The sequence below is a fragment of the Burkholderia sp. MSMB1078WGS genome, from assembly GCF_001528895.1.
In the GTDB taxonomy this organism is placed as follows: Bacteria; Pseudomonadota; Gammaproteobacteria; order Burkholderiales; family Burkholderiaceae; genus Burkholderia.
On record NZ_LPDI01000038.1, the window covers coordinates 104,914 to 118,274 of the forward strand.

Sequence of the window (13,361 nt, forward strand, 5' to 3'; positions counted from 1 at the left end):
TCCTTCCGCTTGCGCTCGAAAATCTAGCGGTCTAGACTGCATCGCAGTTTCATCGAAGTCCCCATCTTTCGCGCCTCGTACCGGCATGCCGTCGCGGCGCCTTCACCGGACGCCGGCTCCGCCCGCCGCGTCGAGACTTTCAAGGACACGCCATGAACCGTACCGCCAAGTTCCTCGTTACCGCGCTGGCGTTCGCGCCGCTCGCATCGTTCGCGCAGGACACGTCGACGATCCGCTGGGGTATCGATCCCACGTATCCGCCGTTCGAGGCGAAGCAGCCCGACGGCTCGCTCGCCGGCTTCGACATCGACTTGCGCAATGCGATCTGCGAGCAACTGCATGCGAAGTGCGTGTGGGTCGAGCAGGGCTTCGACGGGATGATCCCGGCGCTGCGCGCGCGCAAGTTCGACGTGATCATGTCCGCGATGACGGCCACCGACGAGCGGCTCAAGCAGATCGACTTCTCGAACAAGCTGTATGCGTCGCCGGGCGCGCTCGTCGCGCCGGCCGGCTCGAAGCTGCTGCCGACCGCCGCGTCGCTCGCCGGCAAGCGCGTCGGGATCGACCAGGGCACGACGCAGGAGGCGTACGCGAAGGCCGAATGGGCGACCAAGGGCGTGACGATCGTCTCGTACCAGAATCAGGACCAGGTGTATCAGGATCTCGTCAACGGCCGCCTCGACGCGACCTTCCAGGACAAGACACAGGCTGGCTACTCGTTCCTGAAGACGCCGCGCGGCAAGGGCTACGCGTTCGCGGGCCCGGACGTGACCGACGTGCGGATCACCGGCTACGGCGTCGCGATGGGCATACGCAAGGGCGACGCCGACATGAAGAAGCGGCTGAACGACGCGATCGCCGCGATTCGTGCGAACGGCACGTACCAGAAGATCGCCGCGAAATACTTCGACTTCGACATCTACGGCGCGAAGCAGCAACTGACTTCGGCGCCGTGACCCCCGTGACCCATTCGATCGACAGGTACACCATGACGAATATCCAGGAGCGCGTCGCGCAAGCCGTGACGCCCGAACTGATCGCCGCGTTCCGCGACGAAGGCGCGGTTTGCATCAAGGGCATCTTTTCGCCCGACGAAGTGGCCGCGTTGCGGGCCGGCATCGACGCGAACCTCGCGCAGCCGAGCGAACGCGCGAAAGTCGCGAGCCGGCCCGACGATCCGGGCTGGTTCTTCGAGGATTTCTGCAACTGGCAGCACAACGACGCGTATCGCGACTTCATCGTGCGCTCGCCGGCGCCGTCGGTCGCCGCCGCGCTGATGGGCACGGACAACGTGCGGCTGCATCACGACCATCTGCTCGTGAAGGAGCCCGGCACGCGGCAGCGCACGCCGTGGCACCAGGACCAGCCGTACTACAACATCGAAGGCGACGACAACGTCAGCATGTGGATTCCGGTCGACCCGGTGCCGCTCGAATCGACGCTGGAATTCGTCGCCGGCTCGCATCGCGGGCCGTGGCTGATGCCGCGCACGTTCATGGACAAGGAGGCGAAGTGGTTCCCGGAAGGCAGCCTCGCCGATCTGCCCGACATCGAAGCCGACCGTGCGGCCTTCCCGATCCGCCGCTGGGCGCTCGAACCCGGCGACATGGTGTGCTTCCGGATGCTGACGCTGCATGCGTCGGGCGGCACGCGGAACCGCCGGCGCGCGTTCTCGATCCGCTTCGTCGGCGACGATGTCCGTCACGCGCCGCGCCGCTGGAAAACGTCGCCCGATTTTCCCGGGCTCGCGGAACAGCTGGCCGACGGCGCGCCGCTCGATCACCCGCTGTTTCCGGTCGTGTGGTCGCGCGAGGCGGGGCAGGTTGGCGCGATCTGACCCGACGTCACGAATGAACACGGCGGCCGTTTCATCATGAAACGGCCGCCGTGCGTGTCGGGGGCGTGCGACGAAGGATCAGGTCGGGTGGCGCCCCGCGCCCGGCTTGAAGCGCGAGCCGAGCCGGTAGCGGTTGCCCGGATGCAGGAAGTGCACGAACGTGACGGGCAGCCCGTTCGTCCACGTGCGGCGCGTGAGCGTGAGGCACGGCTCGTCGGCGCGCATGTCGAGCAGCCGCGCCTGTTCGCCGGTGGGCAGCGACGCGTCGACGACGTGCTCGATTTCCAGTTCGTAGTGCGACACGTTGTTGTACAGGTACTCGGATGGCGGCTCGATCCGGAAATCCTGATCGATGAAGCCGGGCGCGGCAGCCGGGTTGACGTAGCGATCCTCGAGCTGGATCGGGCGGCCGTTTTCCTCGTGCACGCACACCACGTGAAAGACCGGCGTATTGACCGGCAGGCCGAACGCGGCCGCGACGTCGAATGACGCGGGCTCGCGCGCCTGGCTGAGCACGCGGCAACGGTATTCGTGCCCGCGCGCACGGATCTCGTCGCGGATATGCGCGATCATCAGCAGGTTCGACTGCGGCTTCGCCTCGGCGACGAACGTGCCGACCCCTGCGATGCGCTTCAGCACGCCTTCCTCGGTCAGCTCGCGTAGTGCGCGGTTGACCGTCATGCGCGCGACGCCGAACTGCGCGGCGAGATCGAGTTCGGACGGAATGCGGTCGCCGGGGCGCCAGTCGCCGGACTCGACGTTCTGGCGAACGAGCGTCTTGATCTGCTGGAACGGTGCGGTGGTCCTGGTGACCATCGGAAGATCCTTGCGCGAAGAAGTGACGAGGCTAGTCGTCGTGGCTGACGATGACCAGAATCTCCGCCTGCGCGGTGCCGAGGCTGCGCGTGCGGTGGGGAATGAGTGCGTTGAAATAGACTGAATCGCCGGTCCTGAGTTGCACCGTCTCGTTCGGGAATTCGATTTCGACCCGCCCCTTGTGCACGAACAGGAATTCCTCGCCTTCGTGCTCGCGGAACGTCGACGCGACGAATTCGTGCGGCGGATGCACGACGAACGGCAGCATCTTCTTCGGCGCGACGCCGGCCGCGATGCTCTCGAAACGGTGCGCGTGGCTGTCGGTCGCCCCGCCCATCGCGGTGCGCTCGCCGGCGCGCGTGACCGTGATCAGCTCGCGGTTGCCGCTTTCCGAGAATAGTTGCTCGACGTCGACGTTCAGCGCCTTCGACAGCTTCAGCGCGACCGCGATCGACGGCACGCTCAGGCCGCGCTCGACCTTCGACAGGTAGCTCTTGGTGAGGCCGGTCTCGTCGGCCAGCACGTCGAGCGTCCAGCCTTTCTGTTTTCTGAGCAGCTTCAGGCGAATCGTCATGGGGCGGCAGGTGTCCTTCGAAAAACCGATTGTAACGCATGACACAAAGTGTCATTCGGTGTATTGTGTGTCATGCGCTCGGGGAAACGGCCGCGGACGGCGCGGCAGACCCGGTGCATTCAGGAGGCGAACATGGCGGAAACGCTGAATTTGACGAAGGAAGCGCTGGTCGCGCTGGCGGAGCGGCGTCTTGAAAACGAAGCGGGCGACAGCGGCTGGTCCGCGCGGCAAAAGCTCGCGCTGACGTGCCGGATCCTGTTCGACGCCGGCCACGACTCGGGCCTGGCCGGGCAGATCACCTGCCGCGCGGATGCGGCCGGCACCTACTACACGCAGCGGCTCGGGCTCGGCTTCGACGAGATCTCGGCCGCGAACCTGCTGCGCGTCAACGAGGATCTCGACGTCGTCGATGGCGAAGGCATTCCGAACCCGGCCAACCGGTTCCATACGTGGATCTATCGCGAGCGCCCGGACGTGAACTGCATCATCCACACGCATCCGGCGCATGTCGCGGCGCTGTCGATGCTCGAGCAGCCGCTCGTGGTGTCGCACATGGACACCTGCCCGCTGTACGACGATTGCGCGTTCCTGAAGGACTGGCCGGGCGTGCCGGTCGGCAACGAGGAAGGCGAGATCATCTCGAAGGCGCTCGGCAGCAAGCGCGCGATCCTGCTGTCGCATCACGGCCAGCTCGTGGTCGGCAAGACGATCGAGGAGGCGTGCATTCTCGCGCTGCTGATCGAGCGCGCCGCGAAGCTGCAACTGCTCGCGATGTCGGCCGGCGAGATCAAGCCGGTGCCGCCGGCGCTCGCGCGCGAAGCGCACGACTGGATCTCGAAGCCGAAACGCGATGCGGTGACGTTCGACTACTACGCGCGCCGCGCGTTGCGTACGCATCGGGACTGCGTCGCGTAAGCGGGCATACCGTTCCGATTCTGTCAGACAATCATTGAGGAATACCAATCGTGTCAATTCTGCTGAAGGGCATCATTGCCTACCCGGTTACGCCGTTCTCCGCCGATGGCGGCGTCGACCTGAGCGCGCTCGATGCGCTGATCGAGTGCCTGATCGCCGACGGCGTTCACGCGATCGCGCCGCTGGGTAGTACCGGCGAAAGCGCCTACCTGTCCGACGCCGAATGGGAGGCCGTCGCCGCCGCGTCGATCCGCGCGGTGCGCCGGCGCGTGCCGACTGTCGTCGGAATTTCCGATCTCACCACGGCTGGCGCGGTGCGCCGCGCCCGCTTCGCCGAGCAGGCCGGCGCCGATGCGGTGATGGTGCTGCCGGTGTCGTACTGGAAGCTCGGCAACGACGAGATCGTCGCGCACTACCGCGCGATCGGCGAAGCGATCGGCATCCCGATCATGCTGTACAACAACCCGGCGACGAGTGGCGTCGACATGTCGCCGGACCTGATCACGACGATCTGCCGCACCGTCGACAACGTGACGATGGTCAAGGAGAGCACCGGCGACATCGGCCGGATGCACCGGCTCGCGCAATTGAGCGACGGGACGATCCCGTTCTACAACGGCAGCAATCCGATGGCGCTCGCCGCGCTGGCCGCGGGCGCGGCCGGATGGTGCACGGCCGCGCCGAACCTGAATGCCGCGTTGCCGCTCGCGTTGTTCGACGCGATGCGCGCCGGCGATCTCGAGCGCGCCCGATCGGTTTTTCACGCGCAGTTGCCGTTGCTGCAGTTCATCGTCAACGGCGGGTTGCCGGTGACCGTGAAGGCCGGGTTGAGGCTGCGCGGCTTCGACGCCGGCGAACCGAGACGGCCGCTGCTGCCGCTCGGCGAAGCACGCACGCGCGAACTCGAACGACTGCTCGCGGCGCTGCCGGACGGTGTGGCCGCATGAGCGACGACGCCCGGCCGGCGATCGCGGCCGCCATCGGCGCGGTGCGGATCGGCGCGAGCCGTCCGCTCGCCGGCACGCCGCACGCAAGCGCGATCGACAAGCAGCCGGTGGATGCGCGCCTGTGGCTGGGCGCGCTCGGCTTCGCCGGCGACGCGCAGGCCGATGCGCGGCATCACGGCGGCCCCGACAAGGCCGTTCATCACTATGCGCACGATCACTATGCGTGGTGGGCCGGGCAGATCGGCGCGCGCGACGTGCTCGCCCGTCCGGGCGCGTTCGGCGAGAACCTGTCGACGCGCGGCATCACCGAGCACGACGTGTGTCTCGGCGACGTGTTCACGCTCGGCGGCGCGGTACTCCAGGTCTCGCAGTCGCGGCAGCCGTGCTGGAAGCTCAACGTGCGTTTCGACCATCCGCGGATGGCGGCGCTCGTGCAGCAAAGCGGCCGGACGGGCTGGTACTACCGCGTGTTGCAGGAGGGCTGGGTGGCGGCGGGCGATGTGCTCGCGCTGCACGAGCGCCGCTACCCGCAATGGCCGCTGTCGACGGTGCTCGACGTGCTGTATCGACGCACGCTCGACATGGCCGCGCTCGATGCGCTGTGCGACGTGCCGTTGCTGCCGCCCGGCTGGCGCAGCATGCTGGAAAAGCGCCGGACGGAGCGGCAGGTCGAAGACTGGACGAAGCGGCTCGAAGGATGACGCGCCGCGTCCGATGCTACTTCGTCGGCAGGTTGCGCACGTCGGCCGTCGGCTCGTTGCCGAATGCGTCGCTCAGCGTATAGCCGATCAGTTGTCGGGCGGTTGCCTCGGGCGTGGCGAGCGCGCCGCTCGACTTCAGCTCGTCGAATTTGTCGCGCATCGGGAAATTGTCTTTGCCGGTCGCGCGGATCGTGGCCTGCATGCCCGTGTCGACGACGCCCGGCGCGACGCTGCAGATGCGCAGCGCGCCGTTCGCGTCGAGCGCGACGGCGCGCGCATGGTGATCGAGCGCGGCCTTGGTCGCGCAGTAGACGCTCCAGCCCGCATACGCGTTGCGGGCCGCACCGCTCGACAGGTGCACGATCCGGCATTCGGTCGCGGCAGACGCGGCCTGTGCGAGCGCGGCCGACAGCATCAGCGGCGCGGCGACGTTCAGGCCGACCGCGCGGGCGACGATCGCCGGGTCCTGCGCGGCGAGCGGGCCGATCGGATCGACGATACCCGCGTTGTTGAACAGCAGCACGAGCGACGCGCCGTCGACGAAGCGGCGCAGGGTGTCGCCGGCCAGCCAGGTCGCGATGGTCTTCGAGTCCGACAGGTCGAGTTCGACCTCGGCGAAGCGCTCGCCGGCCTGCGACGCGAGCGACGGATGACGGTTGCGCGACACGCCGAGCACGGCGATGCCTTCCTGCAGCAGTTGTTCGGCGAGCGCCGCGCCGACGCCGCGCGTGTGTCCGGTGACGATGGCGCGCACGGGTGCGGAAGAAGATGCAGTCATGGTGGTGAACCGGTGAGGGAGTGAACGGGTTTGGCGAGCGGCGCGCGGCACGGCGGCAGCGCATTCAACGCGGGTAATGCGTGGTATCGACGCGTGAAGGCGATCGCGCGCGGCGCCGCCGATATCGGGATGAACATCTATCGTAGCGCCGGCATGCGCGTCGCGCAAACGCCCGGGCGTGCGCGAAGGATGAATCTGCGGTGCTGTGCACATGCATCGCCGCGTTGCGTCGCCCGCTATCGGGCGCGCCGCTACGTCCGACGAAAGCCCGCTGCGGCACGTGCGCGCGCCGGTGCGGCGAGTGGCGCCGGGCCGTGCGTCGCGAGCTATCATATGGCTCGCCCGTGCGCGATGCCGGACGGGCAGCGACTGTTTCCCTTCACCTGCTGCACGCTGCGACGCCACTCATGAACACCACGCCGGATACGCCCACGCCCCGCGCTCTTCGCGAACTCACGCCTCTCGAGGCCCGCATTCTCGGCGTGCTCGTCGAGAAACAGCACACCGTGCCGGATACCTATCCGCTGTCGCTGAACGCGCTGACCGCGGGCTGCAACCAGAAAACCGCGCGCTCGCCGGTGATGAACGTCAGCGAGGACGAAGTCACGACCGCGCTCGACGGGCTGAAGCACTTGAGCCTCGTGATGGAGGGCAGCAGCAGCCGCGTGCCGCGTTTCGAGCACAACATGAACCGCGTGCTCGGCATCCCGAGCCAGGCGATCGCGCTGTTGACGATCCTGTTGCTGCGCGGCCCGCAGACGGCCGCCGAGTTGCGCCTGAACAGCGCGCGCCTGCACGGCTTCGCGGATATCTCGTCGGTCGAGGCGTTCCTCGACGAGCTCGCGGCGCGCGCGCAACCCCTCGTCGTCCGGCTGCCGCGTGCACCGGGCGCACGCGAGAACCGCTGGATGCATCTGATGTGCGGCGCGGTGAACGTGGCCGATTTCGCGAGCGCGGATGCCGGCGGCGCGGATGCGGTGCCGCCTTCCGAATTCGAAGCGCTGAAGGCCGAACAGAAACGCCTCGCGGACGAAGTGGCGCGGCTGAATGCGCTGGTGCAGCGGATGGCTGGCGAACTGGGCATCGACGTCGGCGCGCAGGGCGACGCGGGCTGATCGCGTTCCGATGCAGTGATGGCGGGGCTCGCGCACCGCCGCGTTACTTCAGCTTGATGCCGTCGGCGGCCATCTCGGGCGCGGAGCCGAGGTCCGCGTTGACGCGCCGCCCCTGTTCCGTGCGAACTGCTCCGACAGGTCGTGGACGATGCCATGCGGCCCGTCTTCGGCCGGCGTGTCGGCTGCCGCCTCTCCCGGGTGCCATAATCGAGCCTGCCCATCATTCCAGATAGACGTCCCCGGAGAATCGCCATGCAGAACCTCGACAATCCTTCCCACGATCGCGAGGTAGGCAGCGCCGACGCGACGCAGGACACCACGCGCATCGACGACGTCCGCATCGGTGCCGTGCGTCCGCTGATTTCCCCGGCGCTGTTGCTCGACGAACTGCCGGTGCCGGCCGCCACGCAGACGCTCGTCGAGGATACGCGCCGCGCGATCGGCGATATCCTGCACGGTCGCGACGACCGGCTGCTGCTCGTCGTCGGCCCGTGCTCGATCCACGATCACGACCAGGCGCTTGATTACGCGCGCCGCCTGAAGGCTGCCGCCGACGCGCTGAAGGACGACCTGCTGATCACGATGCGTGTCTACTTCGAGAAGCCGCGCACGACGGTCGGCTGGAAGGGATACATCAACGATCCGCGTCTCGACGGCAGCTTCCGCATCAACGAAGGGCTGCGCGCCGCGCGGCAACTGCTGCTCGACATCAACGCGCTCGGCCTGCCTGCGTCGACCGAATTCCTCGATCTGCTGAGCCCGCAGTACATTGCCGACCTGATCGCGTGGGGCGCGATCGGCGCGCGCACGACCGAGAGCCAGAGCCATCGCCAGCTCGCGTCGGGGCTGAGCTGCCCGATCGGCTTCAAGAACGGCACCGACGGCGGCGTGCAGGTCGCGTCGGACGCGATCGTCGCCGCAGCCGCGAGCCATGCGTTCATGGGGATGACGAAGATGGGGATGGCCGCGATCTTCGAGACGCGCGGCAACGACGATGCGCACGTGATCCTGCGCGGCGGCAAGAACGGGCCGAACTACGATGCGGCGCACGTCGAAGCGAGCTGCGCGGTGCTGCGCAAGGCCGGCTTGCGCGAGCAGGTGATGGTCGACTGCTCGCATGCGAACTCGAACAAGTCGCACGAGCGGCAGATCGAGGTGGCGCAGGATCTCGCGCGGCAACTGTCGCAGGGCGAGCACCGGATCGTCGGCGTGATGGTGGAGAGCCATCTCGAGGCCGGCCGCCAGGATCTGAAGCCGGGCGTGCCGTTGCAGTACGGCGTGTCGATCACCGATGCGTGCCTGAGCTGGACGCAGACGGAACCGGTGCTCGACGTGCTGGCGGAGGCGGTGCGGCATCGCAGGGTGTATTCGCGCAATGCGTGACGCAGCGGGGCGGCGCGGCGGCGTGCCGGCCACCGCGTCGTTCGGCGCGCCGCGAAGATCGGGTGGCCATCTGCGAGGTTGTCCTGATCGACGGGCCGCGGCGTCATTTTTTCGCGCCGCGCGCCCATCCATTCTGCGTGGTCATTGATCCTGATCCGGGTCGCCCCACCTGCCGCATCGCACTCCGAACGCACGATCCGTCGATTGCCGCTACCATGAACGACGTGTTGCACGCTGCGGCCCGGCCATGCCGGTCCGCCACGCACACACGCCGTGGCGGCGAGGCCGGCCGCCACGCGACCGACGAAGCGCGGGGCGGCCATCCGCGGGGCGGCCATCCGCGGGGCGGCCATCCGCGGGGCGGCCATCCGCGGGGCGGCCATCCGCAGGGTGCTCACCGGTCAGCCGTTGCACCCGTGTCGCTTCGTTCCCGGAATCCACAACAACCGAACCGGAGTGCAACGCATATGAAGTTCTACAAGACCCTCCTCGCAGCAACCGTCCTCGCCTCGAGCGTCGGCGCGCACGCGCAGATCGCGGGCGCGCAGCCGATCAGCGTGACCGTCGAGCAATCGCAGGCGCTGCTCGAAGGCTGGAGCGTGAAGAAGAGCGTGCTCGGCAAGACCGTGTACAACGACGAGAACCAGAAGGTCGGCAAGGTCCGCGACCTGATCGTCGCGCCGGACGGCTCGGTGTCGGCCGCGATCGTGTCGGCCGGCGGCTTCCTCGGCGTGGCCGCGCACGACGTCGCGGTGCCGATCGCGTCGCTCGACGTGCGCAACGGCAACATCTATCTGCCCGGTGCGACCAAGGATGCGCTGAAGGCCACGCCGGCGTTCCAGTACGCGAAGGTGCCGTCGCCGCCGAAGCCGAAGAAGCTCGACGAAAAGCACTGATTGGCCATCTCGCGCGGCACGCGTCGTACGTCGCGTGCCGCGCGTCCTCGCGACGGTCAGGTTGCGTCGAGTCCGCCGTCGACCGTGATCACCTGCCCCGTCATCCATGCCGCCTGTGGCGACGCAAGCGACACGATCCAGTTTGCGACGTCCGCGGGCTCGCCGCGCCGGCCAAGCGGAATGCGCGTGCGCTCCTGCGCCTTGATCGCTTCGATCTCGGGTGCCGACAGCTTCATCCGTTCCGACAGGAAGTCCGTTTCCGTCGGGCCTGCCGCGACGGCGTTCACGCGTACACCCGCCGATGCGAGCTCGAGCGCCCAGCAGCGCGTCAGATGCTCGAGCGCGGCCTTGCTCGCTGCATAGTGCGACAACAGCGCCGCGGCCTTGTGTCCGAACGTGCTCGACACGTTGACGATGCTGCCGCGGGCTGCTTTCAGGTGCGGCAACGCGGCGGTCGCGAGCATCGACGGTCCGAGCGTATTGACCGAAAAAATCGCGCTGATCGTTTCGAAGGTAGCCTGCTCGAGCGGCAGGATTGCACCCGCGCCCGCATTGTTGACCAGCACATCGAGCCGCCCCGCCAGTGCGACCGCTTCGTCGATCGTGCGCGCGGCGTCGGCCGGATCACCGGCATCCGCGACCACGTAGTCGATGCCTGGCGCGCTGCGCGCGGCTGCGGACAGCGCATCTTCGCGGCGGCCCGTGATGACGACGCGCGCGCCTTCGCGTGCGAACGCGACGGCCGCTGCCAGCCCGATGCCGGCACCGCCGCCGGTAATGAGGACCACCTTGTTGTCGAATGACTGCATGACTTTCCCGTGAAGACGATGGGTTGAATGTGCGTGCCGTTTAGCGTTCGGGCGCATCGTCCGCTGGCGCGAGCGCCACGACGTGGCTGATTCCCTCGTGCGCCATCTTCGTGTACGGACAGAAACGCTCCGTATTGCGGACGAGTTCTTCTGCCACCGCGCGTTCGACGCCCGGCAACTGCACGCGAATGGTCGCGTTCAGCATGAACAGCCCGTCCATCGGATCGCGACAGAAGTCGATCGATGCGGATACCGATGCGCCGGCGATCGACACGCCCGCCCGTGCAGCCAGCAGGCTCAGCGCGCCGTGAAAGCACGCCGCATAGCTGGCGGCGAACAACTGCTCCGGGTTCGGGCCGTCGCCGGGCCCGCCCAGCGCGGACGGCAGGCGCAGCTCGATGTCCAGGCGTCCGTCGTCGGAACGGGCGACGCCCGATGCGCGGCCGTGCTCGGCCGCCCCGCCCGTGACGGTCACCGTCGTCGAGTACAGCGTCTGCGGTTCCCGTCCGCGATACCGGTCGAGCAGCGACAGCGGCGGCGGGCGCAGCGGCGTCATGGCGTGCGTGATCCGGCTGCGGCGTTCAGCGCACGAGCGCGTTCTGCCGGAACCATGCGTCGAAGGTCGTCGCGCCGAGGCGTGCACCGGGCGCCGGCACGAGGGTGTCGTCCTGCAGCAGCGCGCCGAAGTAGTCGGCCTCCGCATCGCGCGTCACCGTCCGCGCATCGTGCGTGGCCGCCAGGAAACGCTCGACCAGATCCGCGATCCGCACGCGCTCGGGGCCGCCGATCTCGGCGATGCCGTTGCGCGGCGCGTCGAGCGCGAAGTCGGTCACGGCGGCCGCGACGTCGTCCGATGCGATCGGCTGGAAGTGCGCGGTGGTCAACCGAACCGTGTCGCCTTGCGTGCCAGCCTGCGCGATCGCCCCGACGAATTCGAAGAACTGCGTCGAGCGCACGATCGTGTACGGCACGCCTGCGTCGCGGATCAGGTTTTCCTGAATGATCTTGCCGCGGAAATACGCGCTCTGCTGCAGCCGGTCGGTGCCGACCACCGACAGCGCGACGTGATGGCGTACGCCGGCCGCGCGCTCCGCGGCGAACAGGTTGCGCCCCGACGCCTCGAAGAAGGCCTTCACGGCCGCTTCCTCGAACGACGGCGAATTCGCGAGATCGACGACGACTTCCGCGCCGGCGAGCGCGTCGTCCAGCCCCGTACCCGTGATCGTATCGACGCCGGTCGACGGCGCGGCCGCCACCGCGTCGTGGCCACGTGCGATGAGGTTCCTGACGACCTTGCTGCCGATGAGGCCGGTACCGCCAATCACGACGATTTTCACGATTGCTCTCCTTGAACGGGCGCGCGACATGCGCGCCGCTTGAACCTGCCGAAACCGGCGTCCGTCGCGCTCGCGCGATCGGGCCGGTGTCTTGCCGAACGGCGCAGCGCCGTACTCGCGTGCGTGTCGAACAGCCCGCATCGTAGGCATGCGCCGCGTGATCCGGTAGAGGCCTGCAAGCCCTCACCGTGTTGCTGCGAATGCATCAATCGACCGTCTCCAGCGGCACCATCGTCGTCATCGTGGTCGGGCACTGCAGGTCGCGCGCACGCGTCTGTTCGATCATGTAGTCGATGAATACGCGGATGCGCGTGGGCAGGTGCTTGCGGCTCAGGTAGCAGAGGTAGTGGCCGCCGTCGTCCGGCGCATGCTGGCCGAGACAGCTCACCAGCCGGCCGTCGGCGAGCAGGTCGCACACCTGGTACGCAGGCAGTTGCGCGATGCCGAGCCCGTCGAGCGCCGCGCGCACGACGAGATCGATGTCGTTGAACGTGTGATGCGCGGCGATCTGGCGCTGTTGCGTCAGTCCGTCGATCCTGAATTCCCATTCCGTCACGCGGCCCGACGCGGTGCACAGGTTGATGCAGCGATGCCGAGCGAGGTCGTCGACGTGGCGCGGCAAGCCGTGCCGGTGCGCATACGACGGCGACGCACAGACGATCATCTGCATCGGAATCAGCCGGCGCGCGACGATCGCGCTGTCCTCCATGCGGCCGTCGCGAAACGCGACGTCGATGCGGTCGGCCGAGAAATCGGCCGGCCGGTCGTTCAACAGCAGGTCGAGCGTGATGTCCGGATACCGCGCATGGAAATCGCGCAGCAGCGGCGCGACGACTTTGCGGCCGAAACCCGGCGTCGAGCCGATGCGCAGGTGCCCGCTCGGCGGCCCGCTGCGCAGCTCGCGCATGTCCTCGAGCGCCTGCGCCAGATGCTCGATGCCGGGCCGGCAGTTTTCGTAGAAGAGCTCGCCTTCGCGCGTCAGCGACACGCTGCGGGTCGTGCGCTGGAACAGGCGTGCGTCGAGCCGGTCCTCGAGCCGTTGCACGTGGCGGCTGACGGACGAGCGGCCGACGCCGAGGCGATCGGCGGCGCGCGCGAAGCTGCCTTCGGTGACGACGGCCAGAAAGGTGACCACGCCGGCATAGCAGGTCGAGAAACTGCGCGCGAACGGATCGTCGGCATCGGGGCGGCGAATGGAGGTGTCGGGCATGGAGGCGCTGGAATCGTGGTGTCCGTATGCGACTAGACGTTTC

Annotated in this window: 15 protein-coding genes; 8 read left to right on the forward strand and 7 right to left on the reverse strand. The window is 68.1% G+C overall.

Translation table 11 applies throughout. From position 1 onward, the window contains the following. Nucleotides 1–152: 152 nt before the first annotated feature. The gene (locus WT24_RS09060) at nt 153–956 is read left to right on the forward strand and encodes an ABC transporter substrate-binding protein (protein WP_059499554.1); all 804 of its coding nucleotides are present in this window, start codon (nt 153–155) and stop codon (nt 954–956) included. Between the two features lie 32 nt (nt 957–988). Beyond that, nucleotides 989–1,837, forward strand: a complete 849-nt coding sequence (locus tag WT24_RS09065) for a phytanoyl-CoA dioxygenase family protein (protein ID WP_060032835.1) — start codon at nt 989–991, stop codon at nt 1,835–1,837. 78 nt (nt 1,838–1,915) lie between these two features. Here WT24_RS09065 and hutC read toward each other — a convergent pair whose 3' ends face one another. Together hutC and WT24_RS09075 are read right to left on the reverse strand one after the other, a co-directional pair. Continuing rightward, the gene (gene hutC, locus WT24_RS09070) at nt 1,916–2,653 is read right to left on the reverse strand and encodes a histidine utilization repressor (protein ID WP_060032838.1); all 738 of its coding nucleotides are present in this window, start codon (nt 2,651–2,653) and stop codon (nt 1,916–1,918) included. A gap of 31 nt (nt 2,654–2,684) precedes the next feature. After that, nucleotides 2,685–3,227 (reverse strand): helix-turn-helix domain-containing protein, encoded by a 543-nt coding sequence (locus tag WT24_RS09075; RefSeq protein WP_059499551.1) that lies wholly within the window; start codon nt 3,225–3,227, stop codon nt 2,685–2,687. Nucleotides 3,228–3,359: 132 nt separating this feature from the next. Between WT24_RS09075 and WT24_RS09080 the strand changes: the two genes are divergently transcribed. The 3 genes from WT24_RS09080 to WT24_RS09090 are packed head-to-tail and all read left to right on the forward strand — an operon-like array spanning nt 3,360 to nt 5,790. Further along, nucleotides 3,360–4,142 carry an aldolase gene (locus tag WT24_RS09080; RefSeq protein ID WP_059499550.1) on the forward strand — a complete coding sequence of 261 codons (783 nt, stop codon included), beginning with the start codon at nt 3,360–3,362 and terminating at the stop codon, nt 4,140–4,142. Nucleotides 4,143–4,192: 50 nt separating this feature from the next. Next, nucleotides 4,193–5,089 carry a dihydrodipicolinate synthase family protein gene (locus WT24_RS09085; protein ID WP_060032841.1) on the forward strand — a complete coding sequence of 299 codons (897 nt, stop codon included), beginning with the start codon at nt 4,193–4,195 and terminating at the stop codon, nt 5,087–5,089. After that, nucleotides 5,086–5,790 carry an MOSC domain-containing protein gene (locus WT24_RS09090; RefSeq protein ID WP_060032845.1) on the forward strand — a complete coding sequence of 235 codons (705 nt, stop codon included), beginning with the start codon at nt 5,086–5,088 and terminating at the stop codon, nt 5,788–5,790. Before WT24_RS09085 ends, WT24_RS09090 begins: the two co-directional genes overlap by 4 nt. 16 nt (nt 5,791–5,806) lie before the next feature. On the opposite strand, the gene WT24_RS09095 is transcribed toward WT24_RS09090, so the two are convergent. Next, complete coding sequence (locus WT24_RS09095; RefSeq protein ID WP_060032847.1) at nt 5,807–6,568, reverse strand: SDR family oxidoreductase; 762 nt, start codon at nt 6,566–6,568, stop codon at nt 5,807–5,809. Between the two features lie 407 nt (nt 6,569–6,975). On the opposite strand from WT24_RS09095, the gene WT24_RS09100 reads away from it, so the two are divergent. The 3 genes from WT24_RS09100 to WT24_RS09110 all read left to right on the forward strand — a co-directional run bounded on the left by WT24_RS09100 (nt 6,976) and on the right by WT24_RS09110 (nt 9,962). Further along, nucleotides 6,976–7,683, forward strand: a complete 708-nt coding sequence (locus tag WT24_RS09100) for a YceH family protein (RefSeq protein ID WP_060032851.1) — start codon at nt 6,976–6,978, stop codon at nt 7,681–7,683. Nucleotides 7,684–7,935: 252 nt separating this feature from the next. Further along, nucleotides 7,936–9,066: a 3-deoxy-7-phosphoheptulonate synthase gene (locus WT24_RS09105; RefSeq protein ID WP_059792733.1), complete on the forward strand. Its 1,131-nt coding sequence runs from the start codon at nt 7,936–7,938 to the stop codon at nt 9,064–9,066. A gap of 467 nt (nt 9,067–9,533) precedes the next feature. Beyond that, complete coding sequence (locus WT24_RS09110; RefSeq protein ID WP_059499544.1) at nt 9,534–9,962, forward strand: PRC-barrel domain-containing protein; 429 nt, start codon at nt 9,534–9,536, stop codon at nt 9,960–9,962. A gap of 56 nt (nt 9,963–10,018) precedes the next feature. On the opposite strand, the gene WT24_RS09115 is transcribed toward WT24_RS09110, so the two are convergent. The 4 genes from WT24_RS09115 to WT24_RS09130 all read right to left on the reverse strand — a co-directional run bounded on the left by WT24_RS09115 (nt 10,019) and on the right by WT24_RS09130 (nt 13,318). Next, nucleotides 10,019–10,771 carry an SDR family NAD(P)-dependent oxidoreductase gene (locus tag WT24_RS09115; protein WP_060032854.1) on the reverse strand — a complete coding sequence of 251 codons (753 nt, stop codon included), beginning with the start codon at nt 10,769–10,771 and terminating at the stop codon, nt 10,019–10,021. Nucleotides 10,772–10,811: 40 nt separating this feature from the next. Then, a complete protein-coding gene (locus tag WT24_RS09120; RefSeq protein WP_060032857.1) occupies nt 10,812–11,327 on the reverse strand; it encodes an Ohr family peroxiredoxin in 516 nt (171 codons plus the stop codon). Nucleotides 11,328–11,352: 25 nt separating this feature from the next. Next, on the reverse strand, nt 11,353–12,108 hold the full coding sequence (locus WT24_RS09125) for an SDR family oxidoreductase (protein ID WP_060032860.1): 756 nt from the start codon (nt 12,106–12,108) through the stop codon (nt 11,353–11,355). A gap of 205 nt (nt 12,109–12,313) precedes the next feature. Then, complete coding sequence (locus WT24_RS09130) at nt 12,314–13,318, reverse strand: LysR family transcriptional regulator (RefSeq protein WP_060032863.1); 1,005 nt, start codon at nt 13,316–13,318, stop codon at nt 12,314–12,316. Nucleotides 13,319–13,361 lie beyond the last annotated feature (43 nt).